The sequence below is a fragment of the Paenibacillus hamazuiensis genome (genome assembly GCF_023276405.1).
In the GTDB taxonomy this organism is placed as follows: domain Bacteria; phylum Bacillota; class Bacilli; order Paenibacillales; family NBRC-103111; genus Paenibacillus_AF; species Paenibacillus_AF hamazuiensis.
In genome coordinates, this window is record NZ_JALRMO010000001.1 from 2,643,178 (window position 1) to 2,660,710 (window position 17,533).

At 55.4% G+C, this 17,533-nt stretch carries 15 protein-coding genes; 6 read left to right on the forward strand and 9 right to left on the reverse strand.

Annotated features, from left to right (window positions below):
- Positions 1-23: 23 nt before the first annotated feature.
- A complete protein-coding gene (locus tag MYS68_RS11675; protein WP_248926004.1) occupies positions 24-881 on the forward strand; it encodes a hypothetical protein in 858 nt (285 codons plus the stop codon).
- Here the strand turns inward: MYS68_RS11675 and MYS68_RS11680 are convergent.
- The 5 genes from MYS68_RS11680 to MYS68_RS11700 form a co-directional block, all read right to left on the reverse strand.
- Positions 878-3,151, reverse strand: coding sequence for a glycoside hydrolase 5 family protein (locus tag MYS68_RS11680; RefSeq protein WP_248926005.1), 2,274 nt, complete (start codon positions 3,149-3,151; stop codon positions 878-880). The two genes, MYS68_RS11675 and MYS68_RS11680, sit on opposite strands and share 4 nt — an antisense overlap.
- A 17-nt stretch (positions 3,152-3,168) precedes the next feature.
- Entirely contained in the window at positions 3,169-4,845 is a 1,677-nt protein-coding gene (locus MYS68_RS11685; RefSeq protein WP_248926006.1) for a hypothetical protein, read from the reverse strand.
- Positions 4,846-4,918: 73 nt separating this feature from the next.
- Positions 4,919-5,362 (reverse strand): divergent PAP2 family protein, encoded by a 444-nt coding sequence (locus MYS68_RS11690; RefSeq protein WP_248926007.1) that lies wholly within the window; start codon positions 5,360-5,362, stop codon positions 4,919-4,921.
- Between the two features lie 24 nt (positions 5,363-5,386).
- Entirely contained in the window at positions 5,387-5,740 is a 354-nt protein-coding gene (locus MYS68_RS11695; RefSeq protein ID WP_248926008.1) for an SMR family transporter, read from the reverse strand.
- 15 nt (positions 5,741-5,755) lie between these two features.
- Positions 5,756-6,664 carry a decaprenyl-phosphate phosphoribosyltransferase gene (locus tag MYS68_RS11700; protein ID WP_275983463.1) on the reverse strand — a complete coding sequence of 303 codons (909 nt, stop codon included), beginning with the start codon at positions 6,662-6,664 and terminating at the stop codon, positions 5,756-5,758.
- 419 nt (positions 6,665-7,083) lie between these two features.
- Between MYS68_RS11700 and glmS the strand changes: the two genes are divergently transcribed.
- From glmS to MYS68_RS11725, 5 genes are all read left to right on the forward strand, one after another.
- Complete coding sequence (gene glmS, locus MYS68_RS11705; RefSeq protein WP_248926009.1) at positions 7,084-8,910, forward strand: glutamine--fructose-6-phosphate transaminase (isomerizing); 1,827 nt, start codon at positions 7,084-7,086, stop codon at positions 8,908-8,910.
- Between the two features lie 37 nt (positions 8,911-8,947).
- Entirely contained in the window at positions 8,948-10,162 is a 1,215-nt protein-coding gene (locus MYS68_RS11710; RefSeq protein WP_248926010.1) for a HEAT repeat domain-containing protein, read from the forward strand.
- Entirely contained in the window at positions 10,159-11,622 is a 1,464-nt protein-coding gene (locus tag MYS68_RS11715) for a glycosyltransferase family 2 protein (protein WP_248926011.1), read from the forward strand. The genes MYS68_RS11710 and MYS68_RS11715 overlap by 4 nt, the downstream gene beginning before the upstream one ends.
- A gap of 38 nt (positions 11,623-11,660) precedes the next feature.
- On the forward strand, positions 11,661-12,476 hold the full coding sequence (locus tag MYS68_RS11720) for a response regulator transcription factor (protein ID WP_248926012.1): 816 nt from the start codon (positions 11,661-11,663) through the stop codon (positions 12,474-12,476).
- 241 nt (positions 12,477-12,717) lie between these two features.
- Entirely contained in the window at positions 12,718-14,730 is a 2,013-nt protein-coding gene (locus tag MYS68_RS11725) for a hypothetical protein (protein ID WP_248926013.1), read from the forward strand.
- A 58-nt stretch (positions 14,731-14,788) separates the two neighbouring features.
- Here the strand turns inward: MYS68_RS11725 and MYS68_RS11730 are convergent, their stop codons facing one another.
- The 4 genes from MYS68_RS11730 to MYS68_RS11745 all read right to left on the reverse strand — a co-directional run bounded on the left by MYS68_RS11730 (position 14,789) and on the right by MYS68_RS11745 (position 17,435).
- Positions 14,789-15,124, reverse strand: coding sequence for a helix-turn-helix domain-containing protein (locus MYS68_RS11730; RefSeq protein ID WP_248926014.1), 336 nt, complete (start codon positions 15,122-15,124; stop codon positions 14,789-14,791).
- Between the two features lie 133 nt (positions 15,125-15,257).
- Entirely contained in the window at positions 15,258-15,425 is a 168-nt protein-coding gene (locus MYS68_RS11735; RefSeq protein WP_248926015.1) for an anti-repressor SinI family protein, read from the reverse strand.
- 162 nt (positions 15,426-15,587) lie between these two features.
- Positions 15,588-16,526: a hypothetical protein gene (locus tag MYS68_RS11740; RefSeq protein ID WP_248926016.1), complete on the reverse strand. Its 939-nt coding sequence runs from the start codon at positions 16,524-16,526 to the stop codon at positions 15,588-15,590.
- Positions 16,527-16,844: 318 nt separating this feature from the next.
- Positions 16,845-17,435: a TetR/AcrR family transcriptional regulator gene (locus MYS68_RS11745; protein ID WP_248926017.1), complete on the reverse strand. Its 591-nt coding sequence runs from the start codon at positions 17,433-17,435 to the stop codon at positions 16,845-16,847.
- Between the last annotated feature and the right edge of the window lie 98 nt (positions 17,436-17,533).

The window sequence follows — 17,533 nt, forward strand, 5'->3', positions numbered from 1 at the left end:
TGGTCATTATGGCGGTCATACTTATGTATTTAACTTCAGGTTTTATAACGCCCCTACCTTTATCCTCGGTCGATTCCGCGCCTCATGGAAAGCCGAAGGCGATTTGGCTTTGGCATACTTCGCTCATCGGAACAAGCGAAGATCGAACCGATGTTTTGCAATTCGCGGCAAACCGGCAGGTCGGGCGCATCTTCCTGCAGGTCAATACGGGAGTTGACCCGGACGATTACCGCAGCTTCATCCGGGCGGCTTCCGATTTAGGCATTCAGGTGCATGCGCTGGACGGCGCTCCGGAGTGGGCGCTTCCGGAACACCGGCAGCATATCGCCGATTTGGTCCGGTGGGTAAATTCCTACAATGCCGCCTCTGAGGAAAGCGAACGTTTTACCGGCATCCAGGTCGATATCGAGCCGTACCAGTTGCCGGAATGGACCGCGGACCGCGATGCGGTTTCCGCCCAATGGCTGCAATCGCTTGTATATTTTCATGAGTTGGTGAAAAAGAATTCCGTCTTGACGACGGCTGCCGCCGTGCCGTTCTGGCTCGACAGCGTAAAGCTGCCGGACGGAAGCGGCACGCTCAGCGAAGCGGTTATGGCCGCTCTTGACGAAACAGCCGTAATGTCCTACCGCGACCAAGCCGAGGACGTGATGGCTTTGGCTGGGGAGGAGCTGGCTGCGGGCGACCGTTTAGGCAAACGGGTTTGGATCGGCGTGGAAACAAACGCCATGCCGGACACCCCGCACATCACCTTTTACGCCAAGGGCCTGAAACAAATGGAGCACCAGCTCGCTCTCCTTGACAGCCAGCTGAAAAACCGGCCTTCCTATGCAGGCATCGCCGTCCACGATTACGCCGGCTGGCGAGCCTTAGGCGATTAATTGCCCGGGGCGCCAGCTGAGTCGGTGGGAGCGGCTTGGGGAGCCCGCTTCCCGAGCTCGCCGAATGCGTCCTGCAAAATTGGATAGCTTTTCTTCAGCCGCTCATGCGAAGCCGGTATGTTCCAGCTGTCCCATTTGTACACGGCAGGCTCAACCGGATTCGGGTTTCCGGAACTATGCGGCTCCACGCGTACCGCCTTGCTTTCCTCCGTCTTAAAGGCGCCCGCCTCATACGGGTAACGCCACACCTTATGTGTGCTGGGATCGGTAAACCCGAGCAGCATCCAGGGTATGCGGACTTCAATTACCGAACCGGAAGCGAACCAGTCGGACAAATTGTTGAATTCCGCGCTCTTCGGATCCGTCGTGCCGGCATGCAGCTTCCCGAGCTCAACGTCCTCAAACGGCATCTTGACCTTGCTTTGCGGCAGCACGAGCGGTTTGCTCACCGGCAGACGCCACGGGAGAAACAATCCGTTATCCGCGCGGGACCAAGCTTCCTGCCAGGGCATCATCTTGTTTTTGAATCCGTACTGCCACGTGTGGTAATCGTACGCGCTTTCCACGTATATGGCCGAATCGCGCTCCCCGCCCAGCTTCATGACAAACTCCTGTCCTCCGCTGAAACTGATCCCGGGCGCTTTGTCCGCCTTCGCGCTCCCTCCGTCCACCGTATCGAAGCCGATATACAGCGGCTGCTCCTCCGGCTTCCAGTCGCCGGTTTTGCTTTTCAGCAGCAGGTACAAATAAGCTTCGTCATGCGAAACCGTGAGGCTGTATCCCGGATAGTCCCGCGTCTCCGCCCCTTTACGACGTTCCCAATCGTCCGTCTTTCCGTCGAGTACGATCGTGTCCTCCGGCGAACCGCCCGCTTCGACCGCCAGCACGCCGAAGTGCTCTTCATTCGTCAGCATGTTTCGCCACATCGGACGGCGGGCCGGCGGGCCATCCAGCTCCATCGTATTCCAGGTGATTTTAAACCATTCGTCGTGCCAGGAAAAAAGAACCGCTCCATCATAGCCTTCATTGAAAATGCTGCGGTACATATCCGCATCGATCCGGCCCTGCTCCTCTTCCGTGTGCATGCCTTGATTGCGGTCCAGCGGGCCGTAGTGGGCCATGCCTCGCGAGCTCGGCACGCCGTATTCCGCAACGATCAGCGGAATGCCCTTATGATGCTCCCGCAAATCGCGCAAATATCCTGCATAAGGATTGACGTTCCCTTCGATGTCTGTATACTTTTGATACTTGTCCTCAAACCGCAGCAAATCCGGATAATACGGATAAACGTGATACGAGGCGAAATACCCCGCCTTCCAGTCCGCTTGCGGACTTACATGCATCGGATCTACCGGGACCATATCCTCGTTTTCAAGCGGCTCGTTCGGATGAGCCAGCGGGTCGGTCGTCACCCAGTTCGTAAACGAGACGGGATGCTGCCAGCCGAATTTCATCTCCTCCTGCGCGAGCGTATCCATCATTTGAGCCAGCCAGCTTTCAAACGGGGAGGCGCCCTCTGCCGCCTGGAAATATGTACCTTGGAAAGGCTTCATGCCGGGGTGCGCATCGTTCGTCGCTTTCACGGTGTAAGGGTCCCACTCATTGCCGATTACCCAGCCGAGCACATAAGGCGCAACATTCGCGTCGAACTTGCCGGAAGCATGGCCGGGCTCGGATTTTCTCTTCAGCTGTCCGTGAACGGCCCGAACGGCGTCGCGGATTTCGCTGCCGAACAGCTCGGTTGCATCGCTTTGCAGCACATCGCCGCCCATGCCGGACGTACCGGCAAGCTGTTCCTCGGGCGCCCATATTCCTTGCAATATATACAGCGGATCGTCCCTGCCGGCATTGAATTCCTCCAGCGCCTGGTAAAAATGCGGCGGCAAAATCGTATATATCCGAACGACATCCGCATGCATCTCTTTGATTTGTCCGAACCAGCGCATGTAATCCTCCTTGGTCGGACTTAGTTCGCCCGGGGCATGGCCCGGGGTCGTAGCGCCCATGTTCACGCCGGACCAAAATCGCGGCCGCCAACCCGCCCCGTCGTATACCTCCAAATGCCCTTCCTTCGCGGCGGAGACGATCTTCACTCCTCCCTCCTCGTACACCGGTACGGTGGAGGCGGGAACGTTTTTCTCTCCGCCGGTCATTTCCTTTCGAACCGCTCCCCCCCATAACCAAAACGCGGCGCAAGCCGCAGCAATGGCAAGAAGGACCAAAATGACAAGGCCGGACAAAATGTTTTTTTTCACCGAAATGACGCGCATGGTACCCTCCCCTGTCTTCATTGCGCCTTAGCCTGCGCTCCTTTGTTTTCCACGCAAAGGGTCGTGCCCGATTTGATCAGCGTCACCTTCTCGCTGCTGCAGGAGAGCGGCGTTTCCTCGGTAAACCGAATGCCGTACGTTTTGAGCCGCTCCCGGTTGGACCAGCTGTACGTAAATTCGGCTTTTACCGGCTGAGGCGCCGATTGCAGCTGCGCCAGTTGGCCGCGAAGCTCCTCGCTCCAAGCCCACTGCTTCGACGTGTACGTTGCGCCGACGAGCAGCGTATTTACCGCAAGGACGACAGTGAGCGCCGCGCCCGCTCCTCGCAGCATCCGGCTGTCGCTGAAGCAGAATGCGAGCCAAGCGCCGACAAGCGGTACTGCCCACAGCTGAGGCACATACCGCGCCCACCAGGCCGCGGGGTTGATGAAGGAAGAAGCGGCGAGCACGGCGATGACTCCGACGGCGGCCAAGGTGATGCCGGGCCGTTTGCGGAACGCCAGTGCCAATACGATCAATGCGAGTACAATCGCACCGCTGAACAGAGGACCGAAGCCGGCTACCGCCACGTCCGTTTCCGCGTAGGTGGGAAGATCTTTCGCGCTGAATGTAAACGGCCATTGGAAGCGTGTCGGCTTCTTTTCCGTGCTGTTGCCCATCGGCTCGGCGAAGTAGGAGGCGACAGCCTGCTCAAAGCGGTTCATCCGCTCCAGATTGCGCGGCGTAAAGTTCTTCACGACGTCGATGGCGTTTTCCCCGGCGAGCGGATAAAAGGGATGCCCGTCCCGGACCGTATTGGTGACGTACGGGTTATAGCCGAAAAGCAGCACGCTGGCCAGTCCCCCGAGCGCCGCCACGCGAAAAAGCCGCTTCAGCACGGTGAATTGCTCGCTCATGTACAGCGCAGCAAGCAGTCCTACAGTCAGCACTCCCGCGTAGCCGATGGCGGTAAATTTCACATTCATCGTCATGATCATCGTCAGCGTGTATACCGACAGCAGCAGCCAGCCAGACCGGGCAACAATCAAACACCCTAAAGCAAGAAGACAGAGCAGCAGCGAGCCGATAAGCCCGTCGACGTAAAAGGTGAACGACTGGTACACGCTGACCGGATTGAGTGCCAGCAGCAGCGCTACGACCGGTGCGGCAGCTCGGCTTTGAGGCCTTAAGACCAGCAGAGCGGCCAGGCTGAGCATGGCGGAAGCCGCCATCGCCAGCAGGTTGATGACCTTGCTGTGCTCAAGCAGTCCGGTCGCCTTGTAGATGGACGCAGCGGCAATTTCGGCTGCTTTGGCGTAATGATTGATCCAGATGCTTTGTCCCGTCGGCAGATCGATCGGCTGATCGTAAACCGGATTCCAGCCTTCGGCCAGATGAATGATCGCTTCTTGATGGTAAGACTGCCCGTCGTAGGACAAATCGTAAAACATCCCGCATACCATGAAGGCGCATATAAACAAGATAACGGACAGTACGGCCGAAACGGCGAATACGTTTGTCTGCCCTTCCTCCGCCAGCTTCATGGAGGAGATCCGGCAGATCAGGACTGCTGCCCCTGCCGCCAGCCATAAGTCCGCCTTCATGATCGGCAGTCCGAGAAGAAACAGCAGCGACGGCACCATAAAAGCGGCGGCTACGAAAGTGAGCAGCGTGATTCCGGTGACCAAACTTATGGATACGATACGGTTTTTCATCAGCAACTCCCCACATCCGATTTTTTGATGATCCAGGACGCCGATTGGTCGCGCCTTGGTTTATGTATCTGCCCTAGACGAGCAGCCGAGAGGCGACGAAGCCAAGCAGCATTCCCAGCGCAAGACCGCCCGACACCTCCAGCCGGGTATGTCCCTGCCTCTCCCTCAGCTTCTTTGTTTCCGCAGCGGCTGAGATTTCGAGCGTCAGCGCGTTGATTCGTTCGGCACTCTCTCCAACGGCACGGCGAATGCCGACCGCATCGATCATGACGATAAACGTCAAGGCGACGGCAAGGCCGAACAGAGGCGTACTCCAGCCTTGATCGAAGCCCGTCAGCATCGCGACTGACGAAACGACCGCCGTGTGCGTGCTCGGAAAGCCGCCGTTGCCGATCAGCTTCCGGGCTTCCTGCCCGTGTCGGATAGTGTTTATCGCATACTTGAGCGTTCCCGATGCAAGCCAGGCAATGAAAGGCAGCAGCGGGTACAGCAAACCTGAACTTATTTGCAACTGCATAGGACCTTCTTTCCCCCTTTCCGATTACGCGCGCGCAATAAGCAAAACGCCGAAGGAGATGAAGGCGGCGCCGAACCATTTTTGCATCGACAACGATTCCTGAAACAATGCATAACCGAGCACCATGACCACAATATACCCGAGACTGACCATCGGATAAGCGGTGCTGAGCGGAAATCTCCTGAGCGCGAATAACCAGAACACCGAGCTTAACCCGTAACAGGCAAGCCCTGCCGCAACGGGCCAACAAGCGGCCACCGCGGACCAGGTCAACCATCCGCTGCCGGCCGGCCTGGAGACGCTGACCCCCCATTTCATCAATACTTGTCCCGCAGCGCCAAGCGCAACGGAAACGATCAACCATACATAGTGGATCACCGCAGCTTCCCCCCCTTACAAAAACAGCAAAATGCAGACGACGGAAAACCCGTATAACACCACGGTCAGCAAAATATGCTTATCCTCGAGCAGCAGCTTCTCCGGACGCCCGCCCTTGCCTTCCATATGAATTAAATACAAGTACCGAAACAATCCGTACAGCACAAAAATAAGCGTCCACATCAGATGGATCGTATGCCCCGCGGTGAAAGTAAACAGCGCATAACTCATGATGGTCGCTGTCGTCACGACAACCGACATTTGATTCAGCATCTCCATCGAATACGATTCCAGCACTTTTCGGTGCGAGCCCGAGCCGCTTTGCATCAATGCAAGCTCGTGCCTGCGTTTGCCGATGGCCAGAAATAAAGCGAGCAGCATCGTGCAAAGCAGAAACCATGGCGTAAGCGGCACGCCGATCACCAGCCCTCCGCCTACCGCGCGAAGCACGAACCCGGACGCTACGATGATGAGATCGATGATCACGACATGCTTGAGCTTCAGCGAATACAGCACATTGACGGCAAAATAAACGGACAGCACGCAGCCGAAAGCAAACTGAAACCGGAACGCGAGAAGCAGGCAGCACGCAAGCAGGACGAAGCCAAACAGCAGTGCGGTCTGCGGATGGATTGCGCCGGACGCCAGCGGCCGGTATTTTTTCTCCGGATGCATCCGGTCGCGTTCGCGGTCGACGAAATCGTTCAGCACATACACGCAGCTGGAAACGAGGCAGAACAGGACGAAGCCGGCCAATGCTTGTCCGAGCATGGCCATATTCGCTTGCCGGATGGAAAAGATCAGGGCGGCGAATACGAGCAAATTTTTCGTCCACTGCCGGGGTCGCATCAGAGCCAAAAAACGGAGCGGAACCGGCCGGGCTCCCCAGCCGTCCAGCTTGACGTGCACTTTGGTTTGGGACATGAGCAAACCTCCTAAGATTTTTTTTTGCGCCAGCAAAAAACTGACTTCGTAAGCATTCGCTTAGTTTTTTGACGCCGGCGAAAAACCGATTTTGTAAGCATTCGATTCATTTTTTGCGCCGGCAAAACAGCCTTCTTTAAGACGTGTTTTTATTTTGAGTGACGAGGCGGCCTAATCGGGTGCCGGACAGCCCCTCGTCCGGAATTCATTATAACGAACAAAATATTCTTTATAAAGAACAATATTCGGTTGTATTTTGGAGTATTTGGAAGAATAATTGCGTTTTTTGTTCGTTAACATGAATTAATTCGATTTTCTACATTTTTATTTTAACTTTTTTTGCGTTATACTTCTCACATGTGTTCGTTATACAGAACACACACTATCAATCGACCTATTGGAAAAGAGGAGGAGTAAGCATGTGCGGCATTGTCGGCTATATCGGCAAACGGGATTCGCAAGGCATCTTGCTCGGCGGATTAAAAAAATTGGAATACCGCGGATACGATTCCGCCGGAGTGGCTATTCACACGAAAACAGGGCTGGAACTCCGCAAGTCGAAAGGAAGAATCAGCGAGCTCGAAACGAGGCTTGAGGCGCAGCCGTTGTCCGGATTCGCCGGCATCGGCCATACCCGCTGGGCTACCCACGGAAAGCCTTCGGATGCGAATTCGCATCCGCACACCGATAACGAGATGAACATTTCCGTCGTACATAACGGCATCATCGAAAATCACCTGCAGCTGAAGGCGGAGCTGGAGCAGCTCGGGTACCGTTTTGTCTCGGAAACCGACACTGAAGTCATCTCGCATTTGATCGCGCATCATTATAAAGGGGATTTGCCCGAAGCCGTCCGGAAGGCTGTCAGCCATTTAAGGGGCGCTTACGCGATTGCGGTGCTTTCTGCGCACGAGCCGGACAAGCTGATTGCGGTCCGCTGGGCGAGCCCGCTCATCATCGGCGTCGGCGAAGGCGAAAATTTCATCGGCTCCGACATCCCGGCCATTTTGGAGCATACCCGCAGCGTTTATATTTTGAATGACGGCGAAATGGCCGTGCTCACCAGAGACAACGTCGAGCTGATGACGCTGGAGGGCAATTTTATCGCCAAGCAGCTGCTGCGCATTGAATGGGACTTCGTAATGGCGGAGAAAGGCGGCTACGACACGTTTATGCTTAAAGAAATTCATGAGCAGCCGCGCGCTTATCGGGATACGATGCGAGGCAGGCTGCTCGAAGGAACGGGAATTTCCTTTCCCGGCACATCGCTGTCCGCCCGGCAAATTCGCGGGGTGAAGCACATTCATATCGTCGCCTGCGGGACGGCTTATCACGCGGCCCTTATCGGCAAACAGGTGATTGAACGTCTGACCCGCATTCCGGTCGAAGTCGATCTCGCTTCCGAATACAGGTACCGGATGCCGGTGATCGGCGCGAATACGCTGGTTATTGCGGTCAGCCAGTCTGGGGAAACCGCGGATACGCTGGCCGCCATGCGCGAGGCGAAGCTGGCCGGCGCACGCGTGCTGGCCATCACAAACGTGATAGGCAGCTCGGTTGCCCGCGAAGCGGACGATATCTTGTTCACGCACGCCGGCCCGGAAATCGCGGTCGCTTCGACTAAAGCCTACAGCTCGCAGCTGATCGCCTTTTATATGCTCGGCCTGTTCATGGCACGTTCGCTCAACACGATAGACCGGGCCGCGCTTACCGAGATGATTGCGATGCTGGAGCGGCTGCCCTATCAAGTAGAGCGGCTGCTCGAAGACAAAGAATCGATCCGGCGCATCGCCGAACGGATCTCGGGCCGGGAGCATCTGTTTTTTATCGGCCGCGGACTCGATTACAGCCTGGCTATGGAAGCATCGCTCAAGCTGAAGGAAATCTCATATATCCATTCGGAGGCGTATGCCGCCGGCGAGCTGAAGCACGGGTCTTTGGCGCTCATCGAAGAAGGAACTCCGGTCATCGCGCTGGCCACCCAGGAGCTGCTGCTGGAGAAAACCGCCAGCAACATCAAGGAAGTGAAGGCACGCGGGGCTTATGTCATCGCACTCACTCTGGAAGGTAATGAGGAGCTTGAAAAAACGGCCGATCAAGTCATATACGTGCCGCGCACGTACTCCCTGTTTACCCCGTCCGTCGCAGTTGTGCCGCTGCAGCTGCTCGCCTATTATGCGGCTTCGATTCGGGGCCACGATGTGGACAAGCCCCGCAATCTGGCCAAAAGCGTCACCGTCGAGTAGCCTTCGGCAGGCTAAAGTCAGGAGGAGGAGAAACCATATGTGGATGGAACCGTACGATCAGGCCGCCTCCGTGCTGAACGCCTTAAGCATCACTGTCGCCGGCGGCTTCTGCGCTCTGTTTGTGCTTAGAGCCAGGCGCAGGGCCGATGCGGAGCGGATAAAGACAAGCCTGGAAAAACATAAAAATTATTTCGCTTATCTCAGCATGAGCTTAGGCAGCACGGATGCGCTGCTCCCTCCACCCGGCCGGCTGACCCCCGCCGATTTAAAAGCGATCCAGATCAAGCTGCTGGAATGGATGGAAACGATCGGCGGCGAGTACCGGGACCAGCTTACCGACCTTTGCCGGGATCTCGGACTCGTGGAACTAGAGCGCAAGCGGCTTCGCAGCGCGAGACACGGAGTGCGCCTGGAAGCCGCTTATCGTTTGGGCATGATGCGGGCGGCGGAATGCACCGGCGAGCTGCTGCAGCTTCTGGAGAGGGAAGCCGGCGAATCGACCGCGTTTGTGGTCGGGCGAGCGGCTGCCAAATGCGCCGAAACGCTCGACGATTTGCGCCGTGTGCTGCTTCTGCTTACCGAACACCATCCGGAAGCTCATCAGTTGATCGCCGATATCGCCGCCTCCTCTTCCTTGGACCCTGCCCCGCTTTTTACCGAGCTGCTGGCCAAGGAAGACTGTGAAGCGCATCTTATCGTCGCTTTGACAGGACTTTCCGGACGGAACGATCCGGAAGTGGCGGGCGCCGTTCTACGTTTGATCGACTCCGGGTATAAGGAAGTTCGCATCAAAGCGGCGAAGGTGTATCTCCAGGTCGCCCATCCGCTGACGCCGGGGCGGATCGGCGAACTCATTCGCCATCCCGACTGGGAAATTCGCGCGGCGGCGGTCAAAGCAGTCGGCCGGCTGCAGCTTGATGCGCATATCGGGGTGCTGACCGATTGTCTGGGAGACGCCGAATGGTGGGTGCGCTACTACAGCGCCGAAAGCTTGTCCCGGCTCGGGCCTGCCGGGTTTGAAGCGCTTTGCGAAGCCGCCTGCGGCGGCGAAAACGCCGCCTCCCTCGACTTCGTGCGGGAGACCGTGCAGGAGGAGCTGAGCCGCGCCAAAGCTCTCGTCCCGCAGGACACACGGCAAACGGCTTCATACGATCGGCTGTTTTTCATCTATCAGCGCAAACGCAGAGGGGCCGGCGTGAACCGGGCGGAAGTCCAGACCCGGGGCCGATTGGCGGAGAGGGGGCCCCAATGAGATCGTTACTGCTTAGTTACGGAATCGTCGCCACTTATTTGATCATCGGGTCCGGCTTATTATATTTGTTCATTCTTGCCGTTTCGTATCGGAAGATGCTTTCCATGGTCAAAAGCGCCGCCAATTCGCGGTTCCGGGAGCTCGCAGGCTCGGAATACGTTACGCCCGTATCGATCCTCGTTCCTTCATATAATGAGGAGCTGACGATTATCGGGAGTCTGCAATCTTTAATGACGCTGGAGTTTCCCGTGTATGAAATTGTTGTAATCAACGACGGCTCGACCGATCGGACGCTGGAGGTGCTGATCGAAACGTTTGATCTGAAGCCCGGCCGTTTGTCCGGCTTCCGCCCTCTCGTGCCGTCCCGGGAAATCCGCTGCGTCTACCGAAGCCCCCTCTACCCCGGGCTCGTCGTTATCGATAAGGCGAACGGCGGCAAGGCGGACGCGTTGAACGCAGGCATCAATGTATGCCAATATCCGCTCGTCGCCACGATCGATGCGGACAGTCTGTTGGAAAAAGACGCGTTGATCCGATTGGTGAAAGTGTATATGGAAAATCCCGAACAGCATATCGCCGTCGGAGGCAATGTGCGCATCGCCAACGGAAGCTCCATCGAAGACGGCCGCGTGCTGTCGGTCCGGATGTCGAATAATTGGCTTCCGGCCATGCAATACGTCGAATATGTAAAAGCTTTCCTCGGCGGCCGCATCGGCTGGAGCGCCATCAACGGCCTGCTGATCGTTTCGGGAGCCTTCGGGCTGTTCCGCAAAGATATGTTGGTCATGGTCGGCGGCTACGAAGAGGGATGCCCCGGCGAGGACATGAACATTGTGATGAAGCTCCATAAGTATATGCTCGACCGCGGCTTGCCCTACCGGATCCTGTTTTGCCCGGATGCCGTCTGCTGGACGCAGGCGCCCGACTCGCTTCGGGTTCTCGGCGCCCAGCGCCGCCGCTGGATTCGCGGCAGCTTGTGGAACGTGAGCCGGTTTCGCTCGATGCTGTTCATCCCGAAGTACAAAGTCATCGGATGGCTGGCCCTTCCGTATACGATTGTTTATGAAATATTAAATCCGTTCGTCCGCCTATCCGGGCTGGCCGCGCTGGCCGGATACGTGCTGCTGGATATGACGCAGCTGCCGATTTTGCTCGCTTTTCTGCTCGTCAACCTGCTGATCGGCATGGCTTTTACATGCGGGTCCTTATTGATTGAGGAAGCGGCTTCCCGCAGCTCCATCCGAACGTACGATGTGCTCAAAATGATCGCGCTGTCGGCGTTGATGGCGCTCGGCTACGACCAGATCAATGCGCTGTGGAAGCTGCTCGGTTTGTGGGATTACGCGCGCCGCAACAACGCCTGGGGCAACATGGTGCGCCGCAGCTGGAGCGAGGAAGCGGCGCATTCAAGCGGTGCTCCCGGCTCGCAAACGCAAACCACCGAAGCCCGGGCCGTCTGACGGCGGCCCTATACCAAAGAAATGGAGAGTGAATAACGATGAATACTGCGAATACGGTGTTAGCGGAAAATAGTATATCCAAACGTCTTTACGCCCGCATGAACAATATGCTGCAAGCGGCCGGCTCTTGGACGGAAAGCTGCGGAGTCATTGCGGCGGCAGCGCACAGCGTCGACTCGGGCACGCTTCAGGAATTGGAATCGCGTCTGAATCTTGCGGGCGAAAATCCGGGCGTTGTCGCCGCTTACGAAGCGGATGCCAACCTGCTGCTTATCCTTCTTCCCGGACAAGCTTTGGCATACACGCATTTCGCAGCGCTGTCGGTGAAAGCATTACTTCAGGAAGCCGGTCTGCCGGCGGGAGGAATGGCCATAGCCTGCTTCTCCGAGAGCGCTCCGGCAACGGAACCGGATTTAAACGAATTCCTATCGCTGCTGAACGGAATGGATCAGGAGGAAATCGCCGTTTATGACGGCCCCCTTTCCTCCCCAGCGACTCCGACGGTCGTGATGATCGATCCGAACGCCGATTTGCTCGAATTCCTCAACGTCCGGCTGGGACGGCAAGGTTATGACGTCCGTCCGGCGCAGGACGGCAAGGAAGGACTTCGGCTCGTAGAATCGGTTCGACCGGATCTCGTCATCACGGAGCTGACGCTGCCGGCGCTCGACGGTTACCAGGTGATTCAGCGCATCCGGAAATCCCAGAGCCGGTCATGCAAAGTCGTCGTGCTGACCGACCTTTCCGTCGAACAGCATATTTGCAAATGCTTCGAGCTGGGTGCCGCCGATGTGATCAAAAAACCGTTCTCTCCGATGGAGCTTGAAGCTCGTCTCCGGCGGCTGCTTGCTTAACCAACCTTGACGATTAAAGGAGTCTCAGCCCATGAAGGCAAACACCTCACCCGTCTCCTGGCTGCTTCGTCTTGCCGCCGTGGCCGCCGCTTTTTTCCTGGTATGGCACTACTGACCCGCGAGCAAAGTGGAGAGCATCCGAAACGAAGACGGAACTCAGATCAAATTCCGTACGAAGGGCGATCGCATCGAGAAGTATGACGGACAGCGATGGACCCCCTTTTTTGTTAAAGGAGTCAACGTGGGTGCTGCTCTTCCGGGGCATGACCCGGGCGAACTGCCGATCAGCAAGGAAACGTACATGCAGTGGTTCGGACAAATTCAAGAGCTCGGCGCCGATACGATTCGGGTGTATACGATTTTGTCCCCGATTTTTTATCAGGCGCTGGTGGAATACAACGAGCGCCACGCAGACTCGCCGCTTTATTTTATTCAGGGAGTATGGACTCCGGAAGATGAGCTGATCGATAAAAAGGACGCTTATCTCGAGAGCATTTACAGCGAATTTCAGAAGGAGATCACCCTCGCCGTGGGAGCGGTTTACGGAACCGTCGACATTCCGGAACGGTTCGGCAAGGCGAGCGGCTCCTACCGGTATAACGCCGGACCTTATTTGCTGGCCTGGCATATCGGAACGGAATGGGATCCGATGATGGTGCAAAGCACGAACGAGAAGCATAAGGACAAGACAGGCTTTCAAGGCTCCTACGTTTCCGCCGCCCCGGCCGCATCCCCCTTCGAAAACTGGCTCGCGGAAATGCTCGACCATTTGGCGGTGCAGGAATCGCAGAACGGATGGAAACATCCGCTGACGTTCACCAATTGGGTAACTACCGATCCGCTGAAGCATCCCGGGGAAAATCTCGTTCAAGAAGATATGGTCAGCGTCGACGCGGCCCATCTGGAGATACGGGACTGGCCGGCAGGATACTTTGCCTCCTTTCACGCATACCCTTACTATCCGGATTTTTTCCGAACGGACAAGACGCTGACGAGCATGGCCGACGCCAATGGAGAGCCCAATACGTACCTCGGCTATTTGACCCAACTGAAGGCGCATTACAAGGACATGCCGGTTATGATTACGGAGTTCGGCGTCCCTTCTTCCGTCGGTATCGGGCACTTGGCGAATAAAGGCCGCAATCAAGGTGGGCATGACGAGACCGGGCAAGGTCTCATCAACGCTTCGCTGCTGCAGGATATCGCCGGCGCCGGCATGGCGGGAGGCATCGTCTTCTCGTGGCAGGACGAATGGTTTAAGCGCACCTGGAATACGATGCATTTCGAAATTCCGCAAAACCGCCGCAAGCTGTGGAACAACGTGCTCACGAATGAGCAGCACTTCGGTCTGGTGGCCGAACGGTCCGGCAAAGATGGACCGCTTGTCATCGACGGCGATGCGAATGACTGGCAAAAGCTCCCGGAAAGCGACAAAAAGCGGCTGACCGGAGTTTATCCGGGCTGGAAATCGCTTTGGATCACCCATGACGAAGCTTATGTTTACGTGATGGGCGAGCTGGAGCAGCCGTTTGATCCGGAACGCGAACGGCTCCTCTTCGGCGTCGATACGATCCCCGGCGGGAACCGGCATGCCGAGGAACTGGGGAACGTCAAGCTGGACGAAGGGCTGGAGACGCTCATCGTGCTTGGCAAAGACGATGAAAGCCAGGTAAAGATCGCTTCGAATTACAATTTTCACACAAGACTGTACGGCGGCATTTACGGCATGCTGCCGGTTCAGCCGGTGAACATGAAGGATGATTCGGGAGTATTCGATCCGTGGAAGCTCGCCGTCGATTTGGAGCAAACCCCGCCCGATTCCGCTGCATACAGTCCGTTCCAGGACGTGCCGGCAGGCAAGTTGATGCGGGGATCTACGGATCCGGCATCCGACGATTTCAATTCTTTGGCGATGTGGCAGGCCAAGGGGAGTGTCGTCGAGATGCGCATCCCCTGGATGCTTCTCGGCTTTACCGATCCGAGCTCACTGCAGGTGATGAGCTACGGCGAGACCGATGGCAAGCTTGCTGCAACGACGACCCGGGGGATTCGCTTGCTTCCCTGGATCATCCGGCGCTCGGACGGCAGCATCCGCGGCCTGGACGAAACCGGCGGCTTGTATCCGGTCTCCCGGCTGCCGATTTACGCCTGGCCCGCCTGGAACGAGGTGCAGTACAGCGAGCGGCTGAAAAAAAGCTACTACCTGATGAAAGAAGCGTTTCATCAGATCGGCACAACTTATGCTGCGAAGTGAAAAAGCCCCTATCGCCGATTCCGAAAGTGAATCAAGCGATAGGGGCTTCTTATATTCGTTATTCCCCGGTGCGGTTCTGTTTGCTGCGCCATTTCTGGTATTCCAGAAATTCCGCAAACTGCTCTTTGCTGATGCCGGAATTCATCGCCTCTCTCACCAAGCCGATCCATTCCTCATCGAGCTGCTCCCGAGCCGGAGTTTGATCATGAATAATCGTTTCCAACTGAACTCCCAACACCGCACATATCTTTTCCAAAAAGTGAATCGAGGGGTTGGACTGGACCTCGCGTTCGAGCGAGCTTAAATACGATTTGGCTACCCCGGCTTTCTCCGCCAGCTCTGTAAGGGATAGCCCTTGTTCCAAGCGAAGCTGCTTGACTTTCTTGCCAATCATCGTAGCGACCCCTTTATATTACATAGGATATAAACTTATATTAGCAAAAAACGCGCATGCTGTGGATAATTATTTTTAATCCTGAACAATTGTAAGCGCTGACAATACTGTTTAAAAAAAATTCCCCATGTCGTTATTCTCTCTCTGTATAACGAATCGACTCTTCATCGTTTTGCTCGCATTCACGAAAAAATTGCCGAACTTCCTCGGTCGTCAGTCCCAAATCGCGTGCTGCGATCATCAGACTCACCCAGTTCTCGTCCAGGTTCATGTTGGGTACAAGCGTTTGTTTTTTGGACATAGCCCCGTCCCTCCTGATTCTGGTGATTGGCGCGCAATATACGATTCGTGGCTTGTCCATTTTTTTAAGGGGTTATAATATATTTTTTACCATTTATGTAATACTTTTGTTTATTTGCTGCATTGGGCATCACCATTACAAGCCGGTCGCATCTTCAATCGATTACTCTTTTAACCCGGTCCAACCATCCGCATCATGTATGGCGTATCCGGCATAAGAAGCGCTGCCTCCCAATTGTTTTTCCACTTCGCCCAGATCGCTCGTCAATTGCGCTTTCGTTTTATGGAAGTAGGAAATGGAGAGATCCTCACTCGGCAATGTTTCCACGGCAACGATGACGGGTTTCCCGTTTCTTTCCGCTTCCTTAAGCTCGGTGGTTATGCTGGAGATGATATCCGGTACATTGTCGCGATAAGCCATAAGCGTAGTTTGATCCAGCTTGCGGATCATCCAATTTGATAAGGTCGTCCTTTCCCCCTGCCCGTCCGGCACATCGAACATCTCCAGCCACACCGGCAAATCCGCACCGGCGACAAGCTGCGGGGTCTCGAGTTTCATCTCTTCCACAAACCCGCTCACCGTATCCCGCCAAAGGCCGAGCATCGTATCCGTATCGGCATGCCATGCTTTCATGACGTAAGGCTCGACATCCAGATGGATTCCTTTAAACTGCTCCTCGGCGGCTGCACTTTGGTTGTAGATTTTCACCCAATCGATCAATTGGTACACTTTAATCTGTTTTTCCCGCAGAATCCAGTCGGGTGCACCTCCCAAAGCATGCACCTCGATGCCGCTCGCGGCAGCCTTTTTGTTAAACGTTTTGTAGGACTCCTTCGGAACGTCGGGATCAATCTGCATAAATACAAGATTGAACCCGTTGTCCCGAAAATATTGGATCGCACCATCCGCGTTCTTTAGACGGGAGCTTGTGTCCCATATCCATGTAGCGCTATAAGACGGACGATCGGCAGATGCGGCATTCGCCTGATTGGCCATGCCGGCCTGTGCCGGAACAGAAATGGCAATCTGCGCAAAAGCGGCACAAAGAACGGCAGCTTTTACAGCAAGGCGGGAAAACAACCTTAATTTGGGGCGATTCATGCGGTCAACTCCTTTGTTTCTGATTCAGAACAAAATTTTTGGTATTCGTGTTTAATTATACATGTTTTGTTCGTTATAAAGAATGTGTCCTTCGGCGCAATTATTTGTGCCGAACCCATCGCCCAAATTCAGTCCCTGCTGCTTCAGAAGTTTGGCCGTCCAATCCGGATGTGCAATCGGAAAATGATGCGCAGCCGCGATCTTCATCATACGTGATGAATGGAACTTTTCGCCGGTAATAAAAATATGTGCCAGAAATACCGCCTGCTTTCCCATTAAATTTATAGTACTGATCAGTACTAATTAAGCCAAAAAAAATTACTTTAGCATATAGGCTAAAGTATGAAGAAAATTTTGCGGCAAAGCCGCTTCGCTTCCCATAACCTGCTGCAGAAAAAGAGCGCCTTCGATCGCCGAAACGATGAACTGGGCAGTCGTTCCGGCCGGAAGATCGGCTCTAAGCTCCTTCCTTTTTACGCCTTCGTCCAGCAAAGCTTCCACTGTCGCGATTTGGCTGCGAAAAAAACCGCTGACTTTCCCCTGAATGAGAGGAACGGCATCTTGCGGCAGTTGCGCATAAAGGGTGAGAAACGGGCAGCCGCCCAAACAGTCCGGCTTCTGTTGAACGAGCAAGTTGAACAGCGTTTCGAATCGCTCCTGGACGGTCAAATCCCTGCGGGACGCTGCGTCATGAATCATTTCGGTATACGTTTGAATAAGCCCGTCAAAAATGGCCGAAAGAAGCTCCTCCTTACTTTTGAAATAGTAATAAATGTTCGTTTTGGACACTTTGCTTTCAGCTGCGATTTCATCCATGCTGGTAGCATGGTAGCCCTTCGTCAGAAACAGGGAGGCGGCCGCCCGGAGGGCGACATCCCGATTGGATGGTTTTTTATTCTTTTTTATCATGTTTAGAACTATGTAGCACTAAAACCTTTCTGTCAACCGCCGCAGCAAATACGAAAGAAACATGTCCGTACACCCCTTCAAGACGCCGCTGGGCTTCG